Origin of the sequence: Burkholderia sp. Bp8986 (assembly GCF_003854225.1) — a bacterium.
Classification (GTDB): Bacteria; Pseudomonadota; Gammaproteobacteria; order Burkholderiales; family Burkholderiaceae; genus Burkholderia.
Genome location: NZ_QTQM01000004.1, coordinates 53,264 through 76,133 on the forward strand (window position 1 = coordinate 53,264; position 22,870 = coordinate 76,133).

Below are 22,870 nucleotides of genomic sequence, written 5' to 3' on the forward strand. Positions count from 1 at the left end.
GGAAGGTCAAATCACTGCTCGTTGCGCAGCATGCGGCGCAACTGGAACACGATGTAGACGAGCATGATCGCGAACAGCACGACCGCGATCGACGCGGAATAGCCGAGCCGGTAATACTTGATCGCCTGGTCGTACATGTAATACGCGAGCACGGTCGAGCTTTCGAACGGGCCGCCGCCCGTCATCACCGAAATCAGGTCGAAGCTGCGCAGCGCGCCGATCACCGTGACGACGATCGCCATGAACGTGGTCGGCCGCAATTGCGGCAGCACGACGTGCCACAGCAGCGCGAAGCCGCGCGCGCCTTCCATCCGTGCCGCTTCGATCTGCTCCGGGTTCACCGACGTGAGGCCTGTGAGGTACAGGATCATGCAGTACGCGGTCTGCGGCCACAGCGCGGCGAACACGATGCCGAAGGTCGCATAGCGTGCATCGCCGAGCACCGGAATCCCGTGCCCGGCGATCAGCGCGAGCAGCCCGAAGGTCGGATCGTAGAACCACGAGAAGATCAGGCCGACGACCACGCCCGACAGCACGAACGGCGCGAAGAACAGCGACTTCACGAGCCGGATGCCGGCGACCGCCTGGTTCAGGTACAGCGCGAGCGCGAGGCCGAGCGGCGGCGCGAGCATGAACAGCGCGAGCCAGATCACGTTGTTGCGCAGCGCGGTGTAGAACGTCGGCGCTTGCAGCAGCTCGGCGTAGTTCGCGAGGCCGACGAACGTGCGCTCGGTCATCCCGTCCCAGTTGCAGAGGCTCAGCCACAGGGTCGACAGGATCGGCCAGATCACATAGACGGCAACCATTGCGCACGCGGGCGCGAGAAAGAGCCACGCGGCGCGCCGTTGCCGCCGCACGGCCGGCGACGGGCGGCGCGCGCGCAGCGCGGCAGGCGAGCTGCGGGCCGGCGGCGCGGCGGCGGGCGGTGCGGCCGGGGTAGCCGGCGTTGCAACGGGTCTGGACGTGATCGGACTGGACACGGCAAGCCTCCTGGGCGGACGCGGCGGCACTCGGCCGCCGCAGGGGTCGCGCGGTTACTTCTTGTAGATCCGCTTGCGGGTCTGTTCGAGTTGCGCGAGCACGGTGTCGAGCTGCGCGGGATTCGCGACGAACTGCTGCATCCCCTTCATCCCTTCGTCGGCCATTTCCTTCGTCATGTCGCGGTCGTAGAACTGCGCGACGCCGCCGCGGGTGTCGGCGAGGATCCGGAAGCCGATGCGCGAGATCGGATCGGCCGGCTCCGGCGACTTGCCGTTGGCCGACAGCGAACCGAGCCCTTCGGCGAGCTTCGCGCCCATCTCGGGCGTTTCGACGAACGCGAGGAAGGTATGCGCGTCGGCCTTGTTCTTCGCCTTGGTCGGGATGTGCAGCGATTCGACCGGGCCGTCCTCGGCGGTCGGCACCTTCGGGTCGATGACGGGGAAGCGGTAATAGCCCATTTCCTGCTTCACGTTCGGCGGAAAGCCCGCGGCGATGAAGGTGCCCATCAGCATCATCGCGGCCTTGCCCTGGAACAGGAACGGCTGCGCGCCGTCGAGATCGTAGGACAGCGCGTTGTCGATGAAGTAGCCCGAGTCGATCAGCGATTTCCACGTCGTGTAGACCTTCTTCACGCGTGGATCGGTATACGGCACGTCGCCGGCCATCAGCTGCTGGTGGAACGCGTTGCCGTTCAGGCGCAGGTCGAGATAGTCGAACCAGCCGGCGAGCGTCCACGCGTCGCGGCCGCCGATCGCGATCGGCGTGATGCCGGCGCCTTCAGTTTCCTGCATGCATCGAGAAACTGGTCCCAGGTCTTCGGCTCGTCGGCGATGCCGACCTTGCTGAACAGGTCCTTGCGGTAGAACAGCCCCCACGAGTAATAGACGGTCGGCGCCGCATACTGCTTGCCGTTATAGGACGATGCGCTGCGCGTCGACGCGTACATCGCGTCCCAGCCGTTCTTCTTCCAGTCGCCGCTCAGGTCCTCGAACAGCCCGCGCTTCGCGTAGTACGCCATGCGCTCGCCCGCGTGCCAGTTCACGACGTCGGGCGCGACGGTCGTGAGCCATGCGGGGAGCTGCACCTTGTACGCTTCCTCGTCGACGAAGGTGGGCTTCACGTCGATGTCGGGATGGGCCTTGTGGAACGCTTCGATCGTCGACTGCCAGACCGCGCGCTGGCTGGCGCCCTTGAACGCGATGTTGATCGTCAGCGTGCCCGCGTCGGCCGGCGCCGCGGCGCCGAACGAAGCGAACGCGATGGCGGCGGCGGTCGCAAGCCGGGCGGCGACGCGAAAGGGGCGATGTGTCATGGGTGTCTCCATTCCTGTCTGTCGTTGTGCGTGACCGGCGCGTCGCGGCGCCGGGGGCGGTTGCTACGAACGGCTGCTACGAACGGCTTCGATACACGGCGACGCCTTGCGGCTCGACCTGCGCGGCGCCGACCACGAACGCGGACGGCGGCACTGCATCGATCGTGTGCGGCGTGCTGCCGTAGTTGAATACGTAGGTCAGGCCGCCGCGCCGGCTCACGCGCACGCCGTCGCCGAGCGGCGACGGTGTCAGGCCGGCTTCGGCCGCGACGTCGGCGAACAGGCGCGCGGTGGTCGCGTCGTCGAACAGCGCGGCCCAGTAGTGCAGCGTGCCGTGCGACACGCAGGCCGGATGACCGTCGGCGAAACGCGCGCGCACGACGCTGCGCGCGTCGTCGTCGCGCAGTTCGACGAGGTCGCGCCAGTGACGCGCATCGCCGGTGAGCGGCGCGCCGTCGCGCAGCGTGCCGTTGATCCGCTCGGTCACATTCGGCCGCAGCGATTCGACGCGCCACACGCGCATCGGCAGGATCGACGCGAGCGGGCCGGGCGGCAGCGTCGGCGGAATCCGCAGGTCGGCGGTCTTCGAGCCGGTGCGCGGACCGAACACCGCATGCGCGCCGGAGGCGGCGAGCCGTGCCGCGAAGTCGTCCGGCACGACCGGCAGCGGCGGCACGACGACGAGCCGGTAGCCGTCGAGCGGCGCGTGCGCGGAAACGATGTCGACGTCGAGGCCGAGCGAACGCAGCGCCGAGTAGTACTCGAACGCGAAGCGCGGGTAGTGGAAATCGGCGCCTTGCGGCTGCACTTCGAACAGCCACTTCGCTTCGTAGTCGAACACCAGCGCGACGGGTGCACGCACCGCGCCGTTCGCGTCGGCATCGGCACCTGCGTCGAGCACGGCGGCGATCTCCTGCGCGACGCGCTGCGCTTCGCGGCCGCCTTCGTCGAGCCGGTCGTCGGGCGTGTGCAGGCCCGCATGCATCTGCTCCTGCGCGAACGGCGCCTGCCGCCAGCGGAAGTACGACACGCAGCCGGCGCCGTGCGCGAACGCTTCCCAGCTCCACAGCCGCACCATGCCCGGCAGCGGCGCGGGGTTCCACTGTGCCCAGTTCACGGGGCCCGGCTGCTGCTCCATCACCCAGAACGGCAGCTTCGACATGCCGCGATAGAGGTCGTGATTGAACGACGCGAAATCCGGATGGCCGGTGCGCAGCCAGCGCGCCTTCACGTCGGGCGCGAACCATTGCTCCTCGAGCGCGCCGAGCGGATAGCTGTCCCAGGTCGCGACGTCGAGGTCGCGCGCCACGTCGTAATGATCGAACTCGGTGAAGAGCTGCATGAAGTTGTGCGCGACGGGGCGGCCCGGCGAATGCGCGCGGATCACGTCGACCTGCATCCGGTGATAGCGCGCGACTTCATCCGACGCGAAGCGCCGGTAGTCGAGGCGGTGCGACGGATGCGCTTCGGTCACGGTGCCGACCGGCGCATCGACTTCGTCGAAATGCCGGTACTCCATGCTCCAGAACACGGTGCCCCACGCACGGTTCAGCGCGTCGATCGTGCCGTAGCGCGCCTGCAGCCATGCGCGAAAACGCACGAGCGCGGCGGGCGAGTAGCTGACGACCGTCTGGTGGCAGCCGAGTTCGTTGTCGGTCTGCCAGTAGCGCACGGCCGGGTGGCGGCCGTAGCGTTCGGCGACCGCGGTGCAGATGCGGCGCGACGCTTCCAGATAGGTCGGCGACGAGAAGTCGTAGTGGCGGCGCGAGCCGAACTTGCGCGGCCGGCCGTCCGCGCCGATCGCGAGGATGTCGGGGTGACGGTCGACGAGCCATTTCGGCGGTGTCGCGGTCGGCGTGCACATCACGATCTCGAGGCCGGCCGTGCCGAGCACGTCGATCGCGCGGTCGAGCCAGCCCCAGTCGTATTCGCCCGGCGACGGCTCGATGCGGCTCCACGCGAATTCGGCGATCCGCACCTGCGCGATGCCGAGTGCCTTCATCCGGCGGGCGTCGTCGGCCCACATCGATTCCGGCCAGTGTTCCGGGTAGTAACAGACTCCGAGGCGCATGCCCGATCCTTATGCGTAGTGGTGGACGGGAAGGTCGGCGCACGCGGGCACCGCGCGGCCGTCTTCGGTGAAGAGGTGGCAGGCGGCGGCCGGCGCATGCGCGTGCACGCGTTCGCCGCGGCGCAGCGGGGCGTCGCCGGGCACCTTCGCGATCAGCGGCGTGCCGCCGGGCTGGTCGAGGTGCACGTAGGTCTGCTCGCCGAGGCGTTCGACGAGCGCGACGTCGCGCGCGAGCGTCGTCGCGTCGTGCGCGGCGTCGAGCGTCAGGTGTTCGGGGCGGATACCGAGCGTGACGGCCGCGCCGACCGCGAGCGCGGAACCGTCGCGCGGCAGCGTGAAGGTTTCGCCGGACAACACGACGGTGACGATCGTGCGCCGCGCGTCGCAGGCGGTGACGACGGCCGGCAGGAAGTTCATCCGCGGAGAGCCGATGAAGCCGGCGACGAAGCGGCTCGCCGGATGGTGATAGAGGTCGAGCGGCGCGCCGACCTGCGCGATGCTGCCGTGTCGCGCGGTGTCCGCGCCGGCGTGCAGCAGCACGATCTTGTCGGCGAGCGTCATCGCTTCGGTCTGGTCGTGCGTCACGTAGACGACGCTCGCGCGCTCGAACTGCCGGTGCAGTTTCGCGATCTCGATGCGGGTCTGGCCGCGCAGCGCCGCGTCGAGGTTCGACAGCGGCTCGTCGAACAGGAACACGCCGGGCTCGCGCACGATCGCGCGGCCGATCGCGACGCGCTGCCGCTGGCCGCCGGACAGCGCCTTCGGCTTGCGCTCGAGCAGCGTGTCGAGCTGCAGGATCCGCGCGGCGTCGCGCACCTTCCGGTCGATCTCGGCCTTCGGCACGCGCGCGAGCTTCAGCCCGAACGCCATGTTCTCGTAGACCGTCATGTGCGGAAACAGCGCGTAGCTCTGGAACACCATCGCGACGCCGCGCTCGGCGGCCGGCACGTCGTCGACGCGGCGGCCGTCGATCGACAGCTCGCCGTCGCTCAGGTCCTCGAGGCCCGCGATCATCCGCAGCAGGGTCGACTTGCCGCAGCCGGACGGGCCGAGGAACACGCAGAACTCGTGCGCGCCGATCTCCAGATCGACGTCGCGAATGACCGGCGCGTGCTCGCCATAGGCTTTCTGCACGCGTCGCATCGAGATGCTCGCCATTGTCTCCGCTCCATGTTCTAATGCGCTTTCGTCGATGCTTAAGCGCTTAAGCATCGCGATCAAAAAAAGAGCCGATCGCGATCGCGGCCGAGTCGCGCCCGTCGGTCGGGCGGCAGGGTGTGCGGCGATAGTGCGCCGCTTCGGTGAGCGAAGCAAATACTGGATCGACGTCTCATATAGTGGGCAAATCATGGCGACACTGGATGAAGTGGCCCGTCGCGCCGGCGTGACGGCCGCGACGGTCTCGAACGTGCTGCGCAACCGCGGCCGGGTCGGCGAAGCCACCCGCGCGCGGGTGCTCGAAGCGGTGCAGGCGCTCGGCTACCGGCCGCATCTGGCCGCGCGGGCGCTGGCTGAAGGGCGCGCGCCGACGGTCGCGCTGATGGTGTCGAGCATCGCGAACCCGTTCTATCCGGAGTTCGCGCTCGCGGCCGAGCGCGCGGTGCGGCGCAACGGGCAATTCCTGATCGTCTGCAATACGAACGAAGATCCGTTACAGGGGCGCGCGTATCTCGACCAGATCGCCGGCACGATTTCCGAGGGGATTCTCGTGACCAACGCGAACCTGCACCTGCCGGATCTGGTCGACGTCGCGCGGCGCGGCGTGCCGGTCGTGCTGTGTCTGTGGGAGCGGCCCGATGCGCCGCCCGAGGGATTGCCGTGCGTCGCGGTGGATTTTCGCGAGGCGGGGCGGATTGCGACGCGGCATCTGGTCGAGCTCGGGCACAAGACGATCGGCGTGATCGTCGGCGGCTCGGCGAGCGGTGTGCAGGCGGCGCGCTACGACGGCTTCGTCGACGTGATGCGCGAAGCGGGGCTCGACGCGTCGATCGTCGCGGCCGAGCCCGATTCGATCGAAGGCGGCGTGCGTGCGGCGGGCCGGCTGCTCGACGCGCATCCCGGGCTGACCGCGCTGGTCGCGACCAACGACCTGCCCGCGATCGGCGCGCTGCATGCGGCCGCCGATCGCGGCCGGCGTGTGCCCGACGATCTGTCGATCGTCGGCATCACCGATATTCATCTGGCGAGCGATACGCGCCCTACGTTGACGACGGTTGCGATCCCGACGGCCGAGGCGGCGGGGCTCGCGGTCGAACTGCTCAACGCATTGCGCGAGGCGGGCGGTCAGGTCGACGATGCGTCGCGCGTGCGGACGGCGTCGGTGCCGCGGCTGGTGGTTCGCGGGACGACGGGGGCGGTGCGCGATGGCTTAGCGGGAGAAGGCGGCCACGCGGGGCGCGTCGCGTAGTGTCATGCTTGCCGAAGCCGAAGCCGAAGCCGAAGCCGAAGCCGAAGCCGAAGCCGAAGCCGACGGGCTAAGCCTGAGTAGAGGCCGGCCGCGGGCCGGTAGATGGAATCACACGAGTGGCTCGATCACGCCCCAAGGCGCAGATCGTCCTCGACGAGCCGCATCACGATGCGTCGGGCCGAATCGAGGTGCGCGACCGTCATCGCGCGCGCGCCACGTGCGTTGCGTTCGCGGCACGCGTGCAGGATTTCTTCATGCTCGACCTGGAATGACGGCGTATCCGCGAGCAACGTTGCCTGAAGTCGCTCGTAGCGCTCGACCTGGCTGCGCAGCTCCGCGATCGCCTTCAACTGCCGCTCGTTGCCGCAGCATGAATACAGCAGCGCATGGAATTCGCGGTTCAGCTCGCCTTGCCGGCGCGGCACGTTCGATTCGCCGAGCAGCCTGTGCACGAGTTCGGCGCGCGCGAGTGTTTCGTCGTCGAGCCGCTTCACGCTGCGGTAGATCGCGTCGCCTTCGAGCAGCGCGCGCATGTCGTAGATCTCCTGCACGTCGGATGCGCTCAGCATCCGCACGACCGCGCCGCGATTCCTGAAGATATCCAGCAATCCTTCGCGTTCGAGGCGCTGGATCGCCTCGCGCATCGGAATCCGGCTGATGCCGAAGCGGTCGGCGAGGTCGCGCTCGACGAGCCGCTCGCCTGCCTGCAACTCGCCGTTGATGATCATCTCCCGCAACGATGCAGCCACCGCGTCCGCCGTCGAATCGAGTCTGGCTTCCATGTTCCCGTGCTCCTCAATTTGGAATAATGGTATACCAAATGGCATTCCGGTGCCACAATGACGGCCTCACGTTCCGATATCGAAGGAGAGCGAGATGGCGCATGGCGAACACAAGTACCGCGTGGCAGTGGAGTGGACCGGCAACCGGGGAACCGGCACGTCGGGGTATCGCGAATACGGCCGTGACCATGTGATCCGCGCGGGTTCGAAGCCGGACATTCCGGGCTCGTCGGACGCGGCGTTCCGCGGCGACGCGGCGCGCTGGAATCCGGAAGACTTGCTGCTCGCGTCGGCCTCGGCGTGTCACAAGCTCTGGTATCTGCATCTGTGTTCCGATGCGGGGATCCGCGTGCTGGCGTATGTGGATGACGCGGAAGGGACGATGCTCGACAGCCCCGGGCCGGGGCGCTTCACCGAAATCGTGCTGCATCCGCGCGTGACGATCCAGGCGGGCGACGATCGTGCGCTCGCCGAGCGGCTGCATCATGACGCGCATGCGAAGTGCTATGTGGCGAACTCCGTGAACTTCCCGATCCGGTGCGAGCCGGTGATCGAGGTCGCGGAAGCGTGATGCATGCCGTGGAACGGGCGGGGTTCGCTGCGTACCGGGCGTAACCGAAACGCGGGACGCGAGCGCACGCGTGTCTTTCGACAGGCGAGCAGGCTCGACGAAACCGGGCCGCGTCGCGTTACAACACGACCCCGTACACCTCCCGCGCCGCCGCCCGAATCGCATCGGCCATCACCTCGACAGCCGGCGAAGGCAGCCGGTCCGTGCGTGTGATGATCCCGAAATCGTCCATCCGGCAATCCATCTCCAGCGGCAGCACCGTGACGATCCCGTGGCGCGCGTAGTACAGCGCGACGTCCTCCGCGAGCACCGCGATCATGTCGCTCTGCTCGATCAGCTGCGTGATGAACAGCAGCGCCGCCGTCTCGACCACGTTCGCGGGCGGCGCTAGGCTCGCGCGCTGGAACACGAGCTCGAAGCGGTGACGCAGCACGCTGCCGGCCGGCGGCATGACCCACGCGGCGCGCTGCACATCGGCGAGCGACAGTGGCGCCTGCGCGAGCAGCGGATGGCCCGGCCGCACAACCGCGGCGACCGGCTCGCCGGTCAGCGGCTCGTAGCGCAGGTGCAGCTTGTCGTGTTCGACGGACAGCCGGCCGAGCACGATGTCGAGCTTGTCCTGCGCGAGGTGTTCGAGCAGCGCGTTGCTCGTGTCGATCGTCACCGACACGCGCACGTTCGCATGCGTTCCCTTGACGGCCGCGACGGCCGGCGGCACGAGCCGCAGCCCTGGCGACGTGATCGCGCCCACCGCCGCGTGCCCGAGATGGCCGGCCTTCAGCGCGGCCAGCTCCTCGCGCGCCTGGTCGAGGCTGCCGAGCGCCGCGCGCGCGTGGCGGATCAGCGCGTCGCCGTACAGCGTCGGCCGCATCCCGCGCGGCAGCCGCTCGAACAGCACCGCGCCGATCGATTCCTCGAGCTCGCGCAGCAGCTTCGACGCGGCCGGCTGCGTCATGCTCAGCGCGGCCGCCGCGCGGTGGATGCTGCCTTCGTCGGCGAGCGCGACGACCAGCAGGAGCTGGCGCGTCTTCAGGCGGCTGCGGTTTCCCCACGGGCTGGCTTCGGGCATCGTACGGGTTTATATCGATATCGGAATCGATATCGTAATCGCCTAAAACGTCATTAGCCAGTTATCAAAATTCTGCCTAGACTGCGCCGGTATCCCGTCACCACAGGACTGACGATGTCGGCAACGAAACCCAGGCTGCGCTCCACCCAATGGTTCGGCACCAACGACAAGAACGGCTTCATGTACCGGAGCTGGATGAAGAACCAGGGCATCCCCGATCACGAGTTCGACGGCCGGCCGATCATCGGCATCTGCAACACGTGGTCCGAACTGACGCCGTGCAACGCGCACTTCCGCAAGCTCGCGGAGCACGTGAAGCGCGGGATCTCCGAGGCGGGCGGGTTCCCGGTCGAGTTCCCGGTGTTCTCGAACGGCGAATCGAACCTGCGGCCGTCGGCGATGCTCACGCGCAACCTGGCGTCGATGGACGTCGAGGAAGCGATCCGCGGCAACCCGATCGACGCGGTCGTGCTGCTCGCCGGTTGCGACAAGACGACCCCCGCGCTGCTGATGGGCGCGGCGAGCTGCGACGTGCCGGCGATCGTTGTGTCGGGCGGGCCGATGCTGAACGGCAAGCTCGAAGGCAAGAACATCGGCTCGGGCACGGCCGTGTGGCAGCTGCATGAAGCGCTAAAGGCGGGCGAGATCGACCTGCACCACTTCCTGTCGGCCGAGGCCGGCATGTCGCGCTCGGCCGGCACCTGCAACACGATGGGCACCGCGTCGACGATGGCGTGCATGGCCGAGGCGCTCGGCGTCGCGCTGCCGCACAACGCGGCGATTCCGGCGGTCGATTCGCGCCGCTATGTGCTCGCGCACATGTCGGGCATCCGCATCGTCGAGATGGCGCTCGAAGGGCTCGTGCTGTCGAAGGTCCTGACGCGTGCCGCATTCGAGAACGCGATCCGTGCGAACGCGGCGATCGGCGGCTCGACCAACGCGGTGATCCACCTGAAGGCGATCGCGGGCCGCATCGGCGTGCCGCTCGAACTCGAGGACTGGATGCGCATCGGCCGCGACACGCCGACGATCGTCGACCTGATGCCGTCGGGGCGCTTCCTGATGGAGGAGTTCTATTACGCGGGCGGGCTGCCGGCCGTGCTGCGCCGGCTCGGCGAAGGCGGGCTGCTGCCGCACCCGGACGCGCTGACGGTCAACGGCAAGTCGCTGTGGGACAACGTGCGCGAAGCGCCGAACTACGACGACGAGGTGATCCGCCCGCTCGACCGGCCGCTGATCGCCGACGGCGGAATCTGCATCCTGCGCGGTAATCTCGCGCCGCGCGGCGCGGTGCTGAAGCCGTCGGCGGCGAGCCCCGAGCTGCTGAAGCATCGCGGCCGCGCGGTGGTGTTCGAGAATCTCGATCACTACAAGGCGACGATCAACGACGAAGCACTCGACGTCGACGCGAGCTCGGTGCTGGTGCTGAAGAACTGCGGGCCGCGCGGTTATCCGGGGATGGCCGAGGTCGGCAACATGGGGCTGCCGCCGAAGCTGCTGCGCCAGGGCGTGAAGGACATGGTGCGGATCTCGGATGCGCGGATGAGCGGCACCGCGTACGGCACGGTCGTGCTGCACGTCGCGCCGGAAGCGGCCGCGGGTGGCCCGCTGGCCGCCGTGCGCAACGGCGACTGGATTGAGCTCGACTGCGAGGCCGGCACGCTGCATCTGGACATTTCGGACGACGAACTGCAACGGCGCCTGTCGGACGTCGATCCGACCGCGGCGCCGGGCGTGGCCGGGCAGCTCGGCAAGGGCGGCTATGCGCGGCTGTATATCGATCACGTGCTGCAGGCGGACGAGGGGTGCGACCTCGACTTCCTGGTCGGCACGCGCGGCGCGGACGTGCCGAGCCATTCGCATTGAGCGGCGCATAGCCGTGCAGGGACGCGGACCGCGGCGGGGCCTGAGGGAAACGAGTGACGCGCCGGCCGTGGTCGAGCGCGAAGCATGGGGGGCACGCAAGCACTAAAGCGCTAATGCGGGCCGACCGCAAAGCATGGGGCGTACGCAAGCGTTAAGGCGCCAACGTACGCCGACCGCGAAGCATGGGACCCCCGTAAGCGCTAAAGCGCCAACGGTGACCGACCGCGAAGCATGGGGCGTACGTAAGCGCTAAAGCGCCAACGTACGCCGACCGCGAAGCATGGGGCCCCCGTAAGCGCTAAAGCGCTAACGGTGGCCGACAGGAGACAAGATGACGACGCAGTACCCCCCCGCGCACGCCGTGGCGGACCAGTCCGATTCGCCGGCAGCCGTCGACGAACGGCAACTGACGCGCCTGCTCACGCGCAAGCTCGTGCCGTTCCTCGCGCTGATCTACGTGGTCGCCTACGTCGACCGTACCGTCGTCGGCTTCGCGAAGTTGCACATGAACGCGGCGATCGGCCTCGGCGATGCCGCGTACGGACTCGGCGCCGGACTGTTCTTCATCGGCTACTTCCTGTGCGAGGTGCCGAGCAACCTCGCGCTCGGACGCTTCGGCGCGCGCGTCTGGTTCGCACGCATCCTCGCGACGTGGGGCGTGATCACGATGGCGATGGCGCTGGTACAGGGGCCGGCCAGCTTCTACGTGCTGCGCTTCCTGCTCGGCGCGGCGGAAGCCGGCCTCTATCCCGGCATCCTGTACTTCCTCACGCAATGGTTCCCGATGCGCGACCGTGCCCGCGTGATCGGCCTGCTCGTCCTTGCGCAACCGCTCGCCGGCATCGTGACGGGCCCGCTCGCCGGTTGGCTGCTGTCGACGCACGGGCTGTTCGGCCTGTCGGACTGGCAGACGCTGTTCGTCGTCAGCGGCCTGCCGGCCGTGCTGCTCGCGTGGCCCACGCTGCGGCTGCTGCCCGAATCGCCCGCGCATGCGCGCTGGCTGAACGACGATGAGCGCCGCTGGATCGCGCGGCAGCTCGCCGCCGATCGCGACACGTATCGCCCCGATTCGCACGGCAATCCGCTCGCCGCATTGCGCGACCGCCGCGTACTGCTGCTCGCCGCGCTGTTCCTGCCGTTTCCGCTGTGCATCTACGGGCTGTCGCTGTGGCTGCCGACGATCATCCACGCGTTCGGCACCGGCGATGCGGCGACGGGGATGCTGTCCGCGGTGCCGTACCTGTTCGCGGTGGTCGGCCTGCTCGTCGTGCCGCGTCATTCGGATCGCAAGCGCGAGCGTTACTGGCACATCGTCGTCGTGTCGGCGGCCGCCGCCGTGACGATGGGCGCGAGCGCGTGGGTGCGCGAACCGGCGCTGCAGTTCCTGTTCATCTGCCTGACCGCGTTCTCGCTGTATTCGATCCAGGCCGTCGTATGGGCGCTGCCCGGCGAATTCCTCACCGGCACGAGCGCGGCGGTCGGCATCGCCGCGATCAATTCGCTCGCGAATCTCGGCGGCTACCTGGGGCCGTACGGCATCGGCCTGATCAAGGCGTCGACCGGCAGCCTCGCGGCCGGCCTGTACTTCCTCGCGGCGACGTTGCTGTTCGCGGTGCTGATGACGTTCGTGGTGCGCGCCGCGCTGCGCGCGCCCGAGCCGGCCGCGGGCACATTCGCCGGCGAATCCTGAACCCCGTGTTTTCCGGCTGAACGCCGCTTCGACCGACGCAGGACCGAACCATGACATCGAGCAGCACGCCGCGCTATCGCGGCATCTTCCCCGTCGTCCCGACGACGTTTTCCGAGACCGGCGAGCTCGACCTCGCAAGCCAGAAGCGCGCGGTCGACTTCATGATCGACGCGGGCTCGGACGGGCTGTGCATCCTCGCGAACTTCTCCGAGCAGTTCGCGATCACCGACGACGAACGCGACGTGCTCACGCGCACGATCCTCGAACACGTCGCCGGCCGCGTGCCGGTGATCGTCACGACGTCGCACTACGGCACGCAGGTGTGCGCGGCGCGCAGCCTGCGCGCGCAGCAACTCGGCGCGGCGATGGTGATGGCGATGCCGCCGTATCACGGCGCGACGTTCCGCGTGCCCGAAGCGCAGATCTTCGAGTTCTTCGCACGCGTGTCGGACGCGATCGACATCCCGATCATGATCCAGGATGCGCCCGCGAGCGGCACCGCGCTGTCCGCGCCGTTCCTCGCGCGCATGGCGCGCGAGATCGAGCAGGTCGCGTACTTCAAGATCGAGACGCCGGGTGCGGCGAACAAGCTGCGCGAGCTGATCCGGCTCGGCGGCGACGCGATCGAAGGGCCGTGGGACGGCGAGGAGGCGATCACGCTGCTCGCCGACCTGCATGCCGGCGCGACCGGTGCGATGACGGGCGGCGGCTTTCCGGACGGCATCCGGCCGATCCTCGAAGCATTCCGCGAAGGGCGGCACGACGAGGCGTTCGCGCGCTATCAGACGTGGCTGCCGCTGATCAATCACGAGAACCGCCAGTCCGGGATCCTCACCGCGAAGGCGCTGATGCGCGCCGGCGGTGTGATCGCGTGCGAGCGGCCACGGCACCCGATGCCGGAACTGCACCCGGACACGCGCGCGGAGCTGCTCGCGATCGCGCGCCGGCTCGATCCGCTCGTGCTGCGCTGGGCGCACTGAGCAAGTGGCGAAGGAGAAACGCAGATGAGCGACGTGATTTCACTGGGCGTGATCGGGATCGGCAAGATCGCGCGCGACCAGCATTTGCCGGCGATCGCCGCCGAACCGGGTTTCGTGCTGACCGCGTGCGCGAGCCGTCATGCGGAAGTCGACGGCGTGCGCAACTACCAGGACCTGGGCGCGCTGCTGGCCGCCGAGCCCGAGCTCGACGCCGTGTCGCTGTGCGCGCCGCCGCAGGTGCGCTACGCGCAGGCACGTGCCGCGCTCGAGGCCGGCAAGCACGTGATGCTCGAGAAGCCGCCGGGTGCGACGCTCGGCGAAGTGGCCGCGCTGGACGCGCTCGCGCGCGAACGCGGCCTCACGCTGTTCGCGACCTGGCATTCGCGCTGCGCGAGCGCGGTGGAACCGGCGCGCGCGTGGCTCGCGACGCGCACGATCCGTGCGGTGCAGGTGCGCTGGAAGGAAGACGTGCGGCGCTGGCATCCGGGCCAGCAGTGGATCTGGGAGCCCGGCGGCCTCGGCGTGTTCGATCCCGGCATCAACGCGCTGTCGATCGTCACGCGGATCCTGCCGCGCGAGCTCGTGCTGCGCGAGGCGACGCTCTACGTGCCGAGCGACGCGCAGATGCCGATTGCGGCCGACCTCGAATGCGCCGATACGCACGGCGTGCCCGTGCGCGCGGAATTCGACTGGCGGCACGGCCCCGTCGAGCAATGGGAGATCGCGGTCGACACCTCGGACGGCGTGCTCGCGATCAGCCGCGGCGGCGCGCAATTGTCGATTGCGGGCGAGCCGGTCGAGCTCGGGCCGCAGCGCGAGTACCCGGCGCTGTATGCGCAGTTCCGCGCGCTGATCGCGCGCGGCGCAAGCGACGTCGACGTGCGGCCGTTGAGGCTCGTCGCCGACGCATTCCTGTTCGGCCGGCGCGTCGGGACCGACGCGTTCGGCCGCTGACACCGTGCCGCCGCGAGCGCGACCGCGCACGACGAAACGCGCACGACGAGAGTTGAAGACCCAAGCCAACAGACAAGGAGACACCGCATGAACCGCACGACCCACACGATCCGCCGCCACACGCTGCGCGCGCTGCTGGCCGCGCTTTGCCTCGCGCCGCTCGGGATGCAGGGCGCCGCGCACGCCGACGCGCCGCTGAAGATCGGCTTCCTGGTGAAGATGCCCGAGCAGGCATGGTTCATCAACGAGCAGAACGCGGCGTCCGCGCTCGGCCAGAAGGAGAACTTCTCGGTCGTGAAGATCGGCACGCCGGACGGCGAGAAGGTGCTCGCCGCGATCGACAACCTCGGCTCGCAAGGCGCGCAGGGCTTCGTGATCTGCGCACCCGACGTGCGCCTCGGGCCGGCGATCGCGTCGCGCGCGAAGCGCTACAACATGAAGTTCGTGACGGTCGACGACCAGCTCGTCGACTCGACCGGCAAGCCGCTGCCGAACGTGCCGCACCTCGGGATGTCGGCGACCAAGATCGGCAACCAGGTCGGCCAGGCGATCGCCGACGAGATGAAGCGGCGCGGCTGGAAGCCGGAGGAAGTCGGCGCGCTGCGCGTCACCAACTACGAGCTGCCGACCGCGAAGCTGCGCACCGACGGCGCGACGCAGGCGCTGCTCGCGAACGGCTTCCGCAAGGAAAACATCTTCGACGCCCCGCAGAAGACGACCGACGACGAAGGCGGCTTCAGCGCGGCGGCGCCCGTGCTCGCGCGCCATCCGAACATCAAGAAGTGGGTGGTCTACGCGCTCAACGAGGAAACCGTGCTCGGCGCGGTACGCGCGACCGAACAGCTGCACATCCCGGCCGCGGACGTGATCGGCGTCGGCATCAATGGCGCGGGCGAGGCGTTCGCCGAGTTCCAGAAGAAGGAGCCGACCGGCTTCTACGGGACGATCGCGGTCAGCTCGACGAACCACGGCAAGGACAGCACGCAGAACCTCGTCGACTGGATCCGCAACGGCAAGACGCCGCCGGCCGACACGCAGACGAGCGGCAAGCTGATGACGCGCGCGAACTGGCAAGCCGTGCGCGCCGAGCTCGGCATCTGAACGTGCGGGGCGACGACGCGATGACGATGCAGATGATGACGGCCAGTTCGCGCCACGACGACGTGGCCACGCCCGGTACCGCGCCGCCGCCGCCCGGCGGCGCGCTGCTCGCGCTCGACGGCATCACGGTGACGTTCCCGGGCGTGCGCGCGCTCGACGGCGTGTCGCTGTCGGTGCGCGCGGGCGAGGTGCACGGGCTGATGGGCGAGAACGGCGCGGGCAAGTCGACGCTGCTGAAGGTGCTGTCCGGCGTAAATCAGCCGCAGGCCGGCACGCTGACGCTGAACGGCGCGGTGCAGCGCTTCGCGTCGACGCGCGCCGCGCTCGAGGCCGGCATCGCGATCATCTACCAGGAGCTGCATCTGGTACCCGAGCTGACGGTCGCCGAGAACCTGATGCTCGGCCAGCTGCCGAGCCGGCTCGGCGTGGTCGACGAGCGCGCGCTTGCCGTGCGCGCGCTCGATGCGCTGGAGCGGCTCGGCGAGCACATCGATCCGGACATCCCGGTGAAGTATTTGTCGATCGGCCAGCGCCAGATGATCGAGATCGGCAAGGCGCTGATGCGCGACGCACGCGTGATCGCGTTCGATGAACCGACGAGCTCGCTGTCCGCGCGCGAGACGACGCAGCTGTTCCGCATCATCCGTTCGCTGCGCGCCGAGGGCCGCGCGATCATCTACGTCACGCACCGGATGGAGGAAGTCGACGCGCTGTGCGATCGCGTGACGGTGTTCCGCGACGGCCGCCGGATCGAGACGTTCGAATCGGTCGCCGAGCTCGACCGCGACCGGCTGATCGGCTGCATGGTCGGCCGCTCGATCGAGGACGTATACGGCTACCGGCCGCGCACGGCCGGCGACGTGCTGATCGAGGCGAAGGGGCTCGTCGGGCCCGGCCTGTCCGAGCCGGTGTCGTTCGCCGCGCGGCGCGGCGAGATCGTCGGCTTCTTCGGGCTCGTCGGCGCGGGCCGCTCGGAGTTGATGAAGCTGCTGTACGGCGCGGCACGGCCCACGGGCGGGCATGTCGAGCTGGGCGGCAAGCGCGTGGCGTTCGCGAGCCCGCGGCACGCGGTGCGCGCCGGCATCGCGCTGTGCCCCGAGGACCGCAAGCAGGAAGGCATCGTCGCGATCGCGTCGGTGGCCGACAACCTGAACATCAGCGCGCGCCGTCATTTCAGCCCGGCGCGCGTGCTGCTCGACGCGCGGCGCGAACGCGAGCTGGCGCAGCAATACATCGAGCGGCTCGCGATCAAGACCCGCGACGGCGAGACGCCGATCGGAGCGTTGTCGGGCGGCAACCAGCAGAAGGTCGTGCTCGCGCGCTGGCTGGCCGAGCGCATCGACGTGTTCCTGATGGACGAGCCGACGCGCGGCATCGACGTCGGCGCGCGTGCGGAAATCTACAACCTGTTCTACGAACTCGCGGAAGCGGGCCGCACGGTGATCATCGTGTCGAGCGATCTGGCCGAGGTGATCGGCGTGGCGGACCGCATCATCGTGATGAAGGAAGGACGGATCGCGGGCGAGGTCGCGAAGGCGCAGGCGACACCCGACGCGCTGATCAAGCTCGCGCTGCCGCGCTAGCGGCCTGCAGTCAACCGGAAAGCAAACGTTATGAGCCAGGCAATGCAACCCCAACGCACTTCCCCGTCCCCCGATGCCGCAGCCGCGCCCGCGCGAGCGCGCGGCGGCGTGTGGCAACTGATCAACCGCTCCGGCATCGTGATGGTGTTTCTCGTGCTGTTCGCGACGCTGTCGCTGACCGTGCCGGACTTCCTCACGCCGCGCAACATCCAGGGCCTGCTGCTGTCGGTCACGCTGATCGGCTCGATCGCGGTGACGATGATGTTCGTGCTCGCGCTCGGCGAAGTCGACCTGTCGGTCGCGTCGATCGTCGCGTTCTCGGGCGTCGTCGCGTCGACGCTGATCACCGCGACGCACAGCGTCGTGCTCGGCATCGCCGCCGGCGTGCTCGCGGGCGGCGCGGTCGGGCTCGTGAACGGCGTGCTGATCGCGCGCTGGCGGATCAACTCGCTGATCGTCACGCTCGCGATGATGGAAGTCGTGCGCGGGCTCGCGTTCATCACGTCGAACGGCGACGCGGTGATGATCTCCGAAGAGCGCTTCTTCGATCTCGGCGGCGGGTCGTTCCTCGGCATCTCGTATCCGATCTGGAGCAACATCGTCGGCTTCGTCGTGTTCGGCTTCCTCTTGCGCCGGACCGTGTTCGGCAAGAACGTGCTGGCGGTCGGCGGCAACGGCGAGGCCGCGCTGCTCGCGGGGCTGCCGGTGATGCGCATCAAGATCGCGGTGTTCGTGCTGCAGGGCCTCGTGACCGGCTTCGCCGGCGTGATGCTGGCATCGCGGATGAGCCTCGGCGACCCGAAGACGTCGGTCGGTCTCGAACTCGGCGTGATCTCCGCGTGCGTGCTCGGCGGCGTGTCGCTGACGGGCGGCGTCGCGACGATCTCCGGCGTGCTGGTCGGCGTGCTGATCATGGGCTCCGTGCAGGACGCGATGAGCCTCTTGAACGTGCCGACCTTTTACCAATATCTGATACGCGGCGGAATTCTGTTGCTCGCGGTGCTGTTCGACCAGTATCGTCGCAACCAGCGGCGCGCGATGAAGATCTGACCCTGACGAACGCGCGGCCGCCTGCGAATGCGAAAGACATCGGGAGACGGCATGCAACAGACTCATCCGGGCACGGCGGCGGCGCTGCTGGTCGACAGCCGCAACACGCTCGGCGAAGGCGCGACGTGGTGCGACGCGACGCACGCGCTGTACTGGACGGACATCGAAGGCGCGCGGCTGTGGCGCTGCCGCGCGGACGGCTCGGACCTCGCGCAGTGGCCGATGCCCGAACGGCTCGCGTGCTTCGCGCTCACGCATGATCCCGACGTGCTGCTGGTCGGGCTTGCGACGCATCTCGCGTTCTTCGATCTGCGCAGCGGCGAATTCACGCGGATCGTCGACGTCGAACCCGACCTGCCGACGCGGCTGAACGACGGCCGCTGCGATCCGTTCGGCGCGTTCGTGTTCGGGATGAAGGACGAAGGCGGCGATCCGCCGCGCGCGGTCGGCGGCTTCTACCGCCTCAATCCGGACCTCACGCTCGAACGGCTTGCATTGCCGGCGGCCGCGATCGCGAACAGCATCGCGTTCTCGCCGGACGGCGCGAAGATGCATTTCTGCGATTCGATGGTGCGCGAGATTCTCGTCTGCGATTACCGCGCGGGCGGCGACGTGGCCAACGTGCGGCCGTTCGCGCGACTGACCGATGCCGACGGCGACCCGGACGGCTCGACGATGGATCGCGACGGCGGGCTGTGGAACGCGCAGTGGGGCGGCCGGCGGGTGGTGCGTTATGGGCCCGATGGCGTCGAGACGGATCGCGTGGCCGTGCCGACCGCGCAGCCCAGCTGCGTGGCAATCGACGGCGAAGGCCGCTTGTACGTGACGAGCGCGCGTGTCGGCTTGAGCGACGACGCGCTGGCGAGCGATGCCGATGCCGGCGGCGTGTTCGTCGCGCGGACGCGCTACGCGGGGTTGCCGACCGCGCGATTCGCGGGCAAGCCCGCGAACTGAGCGCGCCGGTGCGGGCGGCAGCGCGGTCGGTCGCGCCGCCGCGCGCTGCCGGCGCCGTCACGGCCGGACGGGTCACGACTGCTGCGCGGCCTGCAGCCCCAGCAACGCGACTGCGTTGTCTTTCAGAATCAGCGAATGCACGTCGGGCCGGAACCCGGCGCCCTGAAAATCCTCGAGCCAGCGGTCCGGCCGGATCAGCGGAAAATCGGACGCGAACAGCACCTTGTGCCTGAGCAGCGTGTTCGCGTATTTCACCAGCTCCGGCGAGAAGTACTTCGGCGACCATCCCGACAGGTCGATGTAGACGTTCGGCTTGTGCAGCGCGATCGACAGCGCCTGCTCCTGCCACGGCCATGAAGGGTGCGCGATCACGATCTTCATGTCCGGGAAGTCGGCCGCGACGTCGTCGAGGTGAATCGGTTCGGAATACTTCAGACGCAGCCCGCCGCCGCCGCGCATCCCCGATCCCATCCCCGAATGCCCGCTGTGGAATACGGCCGGCAACCCGTATTCCGCGATCACCTCGTAGATCGGATATGCGAGCCTGTCGTTCGGGAAGCATCCCTGCATCGTCGGGTGGAACTTGAAGCCCTTCACGCCATGCTCGTCGATCAGGCGGCGCGCCTCGCGCGCGCCGAAGCGGCCCTTGTGCGGGTCGATGCTCGCGAACGCGATCATCACGTCGGCGTTGTCCTGCGCGAATTGCGCGATTTCCTCGTTCGGAGTGCGCCGCCGGCCGATGTTCGTCTCGCAGTCGACGGTGAACATCACGAAGCCGATCCGGCGCTCGCGGTAATACGCGATCGTCTCCGGAATGGTCGGCCGACGGCCCTGCTTCAGCACGGTGCCGAAGTACTTGTCGGCCGCGTCGTCGAATGCCTTCGCGAACAGGTCCGGCGGCTGGCAGCACGACACTTCGGCGTGCACGTGCGTGTCGATGGCGATCAGGTTGTCGATGTCCAAGCGTGTCTCCTCATGTCGTGATTCGTCGGCCGGCACGGCGCGAAATCGGCTGTCCGGGCCCGTTTAGGGGTTTGTCCGGAGCCGCTTCCATTCTACTTTACATATCAGGTTACCTGATAGTAAATTGGTCGCGAGTCGCACAGGGCGGCATCGTCATTGGAGAACGAAAATGGGTTATGAAGGGCGCTGGAAAACGGTGAAGGTCGAGGTCGAGGGCGGGATCGCATGGGTGACGCTGAACCGTCCGGACAAGCGCAACGCGATGAGCCCGACGCTGAACGCGGAGATGATCGACGTGCTGGAGGCGATCGAACTCGATGCCGAGGCGCAGGTGCTCGTGCTGACCGGCGAGGGCGACGCCTGGACGGCCGGGATGGACCTGAAGGAGTATTTCCGCGAAGTCGACGCGGGCCCGGAAATCCTGCAGGAAAAGATTCGCCGCGACGCGAGCCGCTGGCAGTGGCAATTGCTGCGCATGTATGCGAAGCCGACGATCGCGATGGTCAACGGCTGGTGCTTCGGTGGCGGCTTCTCGCCGCTCGTCGCGTGCGACCTCGCGATCGCGGCCGACGAAGCGGTGTTCGGCCTGTCGGAAATCAACTGGGGCATCCCGCCGGGCAACCTCGTCAGCAAGGCGATGGCCGACACCGTGGGACATCGCCAGGCGCTCTACTACATCATGACCGGCGACACCTTCACCGGCCCGCAGGCCGCGCAGATGGGGCTCGTCAACAAGAGCGTGCCGCGCGCGCAGCTGCGCGACGAGGTGCGCGCGCTGGCCGCGAAGCTGCTCGACAAGAACCCGGTCGTGATCCGTAACGCGAAGCACGGCTTCAAGCGTTGCCGCGAACTGACCTGGGAGCAGAACGAGGACTACCTGTACGCGAAGCTCGACCAGGCGAACTACCGCGATCCGGAAGGCGGGCGCGAGCAGGGCCTCAAGCAGTTCCTCGACGACAAGAGCATCAAGCCGGGCCTGCAGGCGTACAAGCGCTGACGCGCGCCGCCGCACGCAACCGGATCCGAGTGGAGACACGGAAATGCACGAAGTGAGTTTGTTGATCGACGGCGTGTCGCGCGGCGCGTCGGACGGCGGGACCTTCGACCGGATCGATCCGGCGACGGGACAGGTGGCGTCGCGCGCCGCCGCGGCGACGCTTGCCGACGCGGACGCCGCAGTCGCGGCAGCGGCGCGCGCATTCCCCGCGTGGGCCGCGCTCGCGCCGACCGAGCGCCGTCGGCGGCTGCTCGCGGCGGCCGACCGGATGGACGCGCGCGCGGGCGAATTCATCGAAACCGGCCGCGCGGAAACCGGTGCGATGGCGAACTGGTACGGCTTCAACGTGATGCTCGCGGCGAACATGCTGCGCGAGGCGGCCGCGATGACCACGCAGATCGACGGCGCGGTGATCCCATCGGACGTGCCCGGCAGCCTCGCGATGGCCGTGCGCCAGCCGTGCGGTGTCGTGCTCGGGATCGCGCCGTGGAATGCGCCGGTGATTCTCGCGACCCGTGCGCTCGCGATGCCGCTCGCATGCGGCAACACGGTGGTGCTGAAGGCGTCCGAGGGTTGCCCGGGCGTGCACCGGCTGATCGGCAGCGTGCTGCACGACGCAGGGCTCGGCGACGGCGTGGTCAACGTGATCACGCATGCGCCGCAGGATGCGCCGGCGATCGTCGAGCGGCTGATCGCGAACCCGGCGGTGCGCCGCGTGAACTTCACCGGTTCGACACGCGTCGGCCGCATCGTCGCGACGCTCGCCGCGCAGCACCTGAAGCCGGCGCTGCTTGAACTCGGCGGCAAGGCGCCGGTGCTCGTGCTCGACGACGCCGATCTCGACGCGGCGGTCGAGGCAGTCGCATTCGGCGCGTTCTTCAACCAGGGGCAGATCTGCATGTCGACCGAGCGCGTGATCGTCGATCGCAAGGTCGCCGATGCGTTCGTCGAACGGCTCGTCGCGAAGGCACGCACGCTGAAGGCCGGCAACCCGGCCGCGCCGGGCGCCGTGCTGGGCACGCTCGAAAGCGCGGCCGCCGCGCAGCGGATCGCGGCAATGGTGGACGACGCGCGCGAGCACGGCGCCGCGCTGCCGCTCGGCTGTGAAGTCAGCGGCGCGGTGATGCAGCCGACGATCGTCGACGGTGTCACGCGCGACATGCGGCTGTATGCGGACGAATCGTTCGGGCCGGTGGTGACCGTGCAGCGCGTCGACGGCGACGCCGCCGCGCTCGCGGCCGCGAACGACAGCGAGTACGGGCTGTCGGCGGCGGTGTTCAGCCGCGATATCGCGCGCGCGATGCAGGTCGCGAAGCAGATCGAATCGGGCATCTGCCACATCAACGGGCCGACGGTGCACGACGAGGCGCAGATGCCGTTCGGCGGCGTGAAGGCAAGCGGCTACGGCCGGTTCGGCAGCAAGGCGTCGATCGCCGAGTTTACCGACCTGCGCTGGATCACGGTCCAGACCACGCCGCGTCACTACCCGATCTGAGCAGTCCCGGGCGCCGCGGCGCCCCAGTTAAGACAACGACACAA

The 22,870-nt window shown here is 68.7% G+C and carries 18 protein-coding genes and 1 pseudogene; 12 read left to right on the forward strand and 7 right to left on the reverse strand.

The annotated features are described in order from the left end of the window. Positions 1-11: 11 nt before the first annotated feature. The 4 genes and pseudogenes from DID99_RS05735 to DID99_RS05750 form a co-directional block, all read right to left on the reverse strand. The gene (locus tag DID99_RS05735; RefSeq protein WP_409333437.1) at positions 12-980 is read right to left on the reverse strand and encodes a carbohydrate ABC transporter permease; all 969 of its coding nucleotides are present in this window, start codon (positions 978-980) and stop codon (positions 12-14) included. 54 nt (positions 981-1,034) lie between these two features. Continuing rightward, positions 1,035-2,293: pseudogene (locus DID99_RS05740) on the reverse strand (ABC transporter substrate-binding protein). A gap of 76 nt (positions 2,294-2,369) precedes the next feature. Further along, positions 2,370-4,364: a beta-galactosidase gene (locus DID99_RS05745; protein WP_124666288.1), complete on the reverse strand. Its 1,995-nt coding sequence runs from the start codon at positions 4,362-4,364 to the stop codon at positions 2,370-2,372. Between the two features lie 9 nt (positions 4,365-4,373). Next, complete coding sequence (locus tag DID99_RS05750; RefSeq protein WP_124520153.1) at positions 4,374-5,522, reverse strand: ABC transporter ATP-binding protein; 1,149 nt, start codon at positions 5,520-5,522, stop codon at positions 4,374-4,376. A 190-nt stretch (positions 5,523-5,712) separates the two neighbouring features. Between DID99_RS05750 and DID99_RS05755 the strand changes: the two genes are divergently transcribed. Further along, on the forward strand, positions 5,713-6,771 hold the full coding sequence (locus tag DID99_RS05755; protein WP_124666289.1) for a LacI family DNA-binding transcriptional regulator: 1,059 nt from the start codon (positions 5,713-5,715) through the stop codon (positions 6,769-6,771). A gap of 125 nt (positions 6,772-6,896) precedes the next feature. Here the strand turns inward: DID99_RS05755 and DID99_RS05765 are convergent, their stop codons facing one another. Further along, complete coding sequence (locus DID99_RS05765; RefSeq protein ID WP_039318646.1) at positions 6,897-7,553, reverse strand: GntR family transcriptional regulator; 657 nt, start codon at positions 7,551-7,553, stop codon at positions 6,897-6,899. 94 nt (positions 7,554-7,647) lie between these two features. Here DID99_RS05765 and DID99_RS05770 point away from each other — a divergent pair, with 94 nt between their 5' ends. Beyond that, positions 7,648-8,124, forward strand: a complete 477-nt coding sequence (locus DID99_RS05770; protein WP_124485997.1) for an OsmC family protein — start codon at positions 7,648-7,650, stop codon at positions 8,122-8,124. A gap of 118 nt (positions 8,125-8,242) precedes the next feature. Here DID99_RS05770 and DID99_RS05775 read toward each other — a convergent pair whose 3' ends face one another. Further along, a complete protein-coding gene (locus DID99_RS05775; protein WP_124666290.1) occupies positions 8,243-9,193 on the reverse strand; it encodes a LysR substrate-binding domain-containing protein in 951 nt (316 codons plus the stop codon). A gap of 114 nt (positions 9,194-9,307) precedes the next feature. Between DID99_RS05775 and DID99_RS05780 the strand changes: the two genes are divergently transcribed. The 8 genes from DID99_RS05780 (at position 9,308) to DID99_RS05815 (ending at position 19,371) form a co-directional block, all read left to right on the forward strand. Then, complete coding sequence (locus DID99_RS05780; protein ID WP_124485999.1) at positions 9,308-11,059, forward strand: IlvD/Edd family dehydratase; 1,752 nt, start codon at positions 9,308-9,310, stop codon at positions 11,057-11,059. Between the two features lie 331 nt (positions 11,060-11,390). After that, positions 11,391-12,749 (forward strand): MFS transporter, encoded by a 1,359-nt coding sequence (locus DID99_RS05785; protein ID WP_124666291.1) that lies wholly within the window; start codon positions 11,391-11,393, stop codon positions 12,747-12,749. A 50-nt stretch (positions 12,750-12,799) separates the two neighbouring features. Then, positions 12,800-13,729 (forward strand): dihydrodipicolinate synthase family protein, encoded by a 930-nt coding sequence (locus DID99_RS05790; RefSeq protein ID WP_044847381.1) that lies wholly within the window; start codon positions 12,800-12,802, stop codon positions 13,727-13,729. A gap of 24 nt (positions 13,730-13,753) precedes the next feature. Beyond that, positions 13,754-14,683 (forward strand): Gfo/Idh/MocA family protein, encoded by a 930-nt coding sequence (locus DID99_RS05795; RefSeq protein ID WP_044847380.1) that lies wholly within the window; start codon positions 13,754-13,756, stop codon positions 14,681-14,683. A gap of 87 nt (positions 14,684-14,770) precedes the next feature. Next, complete coding sequence (locus DID99_RS05800) at positions 14,771-15,784, forward strand: arabinose ABC transporter substrate-binding protein (RefSeq protein ID WP_124486002.1); 1,014 nt, start codon at positions 14,771-14,773, stop codon at positions 15,782-15,784. Between the two features lie 20 nt (positions 15,785-15,804). Then, the gene (gene araG / locus DID99_RS05805; RefSeq protein WP_124666393.1) at positions 15,805-17,367 is read left to right on the forward strand and encodes an L-arabinose ABC transporter ATP-binding protein AraG; all 1,563 of its coding nucleotides are present in this window, start codon (positions 15,805-15,807) and stop codon (positions 17,365-17,367) included. A 30-nt stretch (positions 17,368-17,397) separates the two neighbouring features. Next, on the forward strand, positions 17,398-18,417 hold the full coding sequence (gene araH, locus DID99_RS05810) for an L-arabinose ABC transporter permease AraH (protein WP_124666292.1): 1,020 nt from the start codon (positions 17,398-17,400) through the stop codon (positions 18,415-18,417). A gap of 51 nt (positions 18,418-18,468) precedes the next feature. Next, positions 18,469-19,371, forward strand: a complete 903-nt coding sequence (locus DID99_RS05815; RefSeq protein WP_124666293.1) for an SMP-30/gluconolactonase/LRE family protein — start codon at positions 18,469-18,471, stop codon at positions 19,369-19,371. Between the two features lie 72 nt (positions 19,372-19,443). On the opposite strand, the gene DID99_RS05820 is transcribed toward DID99_RS05815, so the two are convergent. Next, positions 19,444-20,334 carry an amidohydrolase family protein gene (locus tag DID99_RS05820; protein WP_124666294.1) on the reverse strand — a complete coding sequence of 297 codons (891 nt, stop codon included), beginning with the start codon at positions 20,332-20,334 and terminating at the stop codon, positions 19,444-19,446. A gap of 169 nt (positions 20,335-20,503) precedes the next feature. Here DID99_RS05820 and DID99_RS05825 point away from each other — a divergent pair, with 169 nt between their 5' ends. Both DID99_RS05825 and DID99_RS05830 read left to right on the forward strand, forming a co-directional pair. Beyond that, complete coding sequence (locus DID99_RS05825; RefSeq protein WP_021163522.1) at positions 20,504-21,331, forward strand: p-hydroxycinnamoyl CoA hydratase/lyase; 828 nt, start codon at positions 20,504-20,506, stop codon at positions 21,329-21,331. 43 nt (positions 21,332-21,374) lie between these two features. Continuing rightward, positions 21,375-22,826 (forward strand): aldehyde dehydrogenase, encoded by a 1,452-nt coding sequence (locus DID99_RS05830; protein WP_124666295.1) that lies wholly within the window; start codon positions 21,375-21,377, stop codon positions 22,824-22,826. Positions 22,827-22,870: the final 44 nt, after the last annotated feature.

Excerpts from the sequence above, each read along its gene's own strand:
- DID99_RS05745 (WP_124666288.1), bottom strand. The coding sequence starts at position 4,364 with ATGCGCCTCGGAGTCTGTTACTACCCGGAACACTGGCCGGAATCGATG.
- DID99_RS05775 (WP_124666290.1), bottom strand. The coding sequence starts at position 9,193 with ATGCCCGAAGCCAGCCCGTGGGGAAACCGCAGCCGCCTGAAGACGCGC.
- DID99_RS05795 (WP_044847380.1), top strand. The coding sequence starts at position 13,754 with ATGAGCGACGTGATTTCACTGGGCGTGATCGGGATCGGCAAGATCGCG.
- DID99_RS05790 (WP_044847381.1), top strand. The coding sequence starts at position 12,800 with ATGACATCGAGCAGCACGCCGCGCTATCGCGGCATCTTCCCCGTCGTC.
- DID99_RS05825 (WP_021163522.1), top strand. The coding sequence starts at position 20,504 with ATGGGTTATGAAGGGCGCTGGAAAACGGTGAAGGTCGAGGTCGAGGGC.
- DID99_RS05750 (WP_124520153.1), bottom strand. The coding sequence starts at position 5,522 with ATGGCGAGCATCTCGATGCGACGCGTGCAGAAAGCCTATGGCGAGCAC.
- DID99_RS05815 (WP_124666293.1), top strand. The coding sequence starts at position 18,469 with ATGCAACAGACTCATCCGGGCACGGCGGCGGCGCTGCTGGTCGACAGC.
- araH (WP_124666292.1), top strand. The coding sequence starts at position 17,398 with ATGAGCCAGGCAATGCAACCCCAACGCACTTCCCCGTCCCCCGATGCC.
- DID99_RS05755 (WP_124666289.1), top strand. The coding sequence starts at position 5,713 with ATGGCGACACTGGATGAAGTGGCCCGTCGCGCCGGCGTGACGGCCGCG.
- DID99_RS05765 (WP_039318646.1), bottom strand. The coding sequence starts at position 7,553 with ATGGAAGCCAGACTCGATTCGACGGCGGACGCGGTGGCTGCATCGTTG.
- DID99_RS05780 (WP_124485999.1), top strand. The coding sequence starts at position 9,308 with ATGTCGGCAACGAAACCCAGGCTGCGCTCCACCCAATGGTTCGGCACC.
- DID99_RS05830 (WP_124666295.1), top strand. The coding sequence starts at position 21,375 with ATGCACGAAGTGAGTTTGTTGATCGACGGCGTGTCGCGCGGCGCGTCG.
- DID99_RS05770 (WP_124485997.1), top strand. The coding sequence starts at position 7,648 with ATGGCGCATGGCGAACACAAGTACCGCGTGGCAGTGGAGTGGACCGGC.
- araG (WP_124666393.1), top strand. The coding sequence starts at position 15,805 with ATGACGATGCAGATGATGACGGCCAGTTCGCGCCACGACGACGTGGCC.
- DID99_RS05785 (WP_124666291.1), top strand. The coding sequence starts at position 11,391 with ATGACGACGCAGTACCCCCCCGCGCACGCCGTGGCGGACCAGTCCGAT.
- DID99_RS05800 (WP_124486002.1), top strand. The coding sequence starts at position 14,771 with ATGAACCGCACGACCCACACGATCCGCCGCCACACGCTGCGCGCGCTG.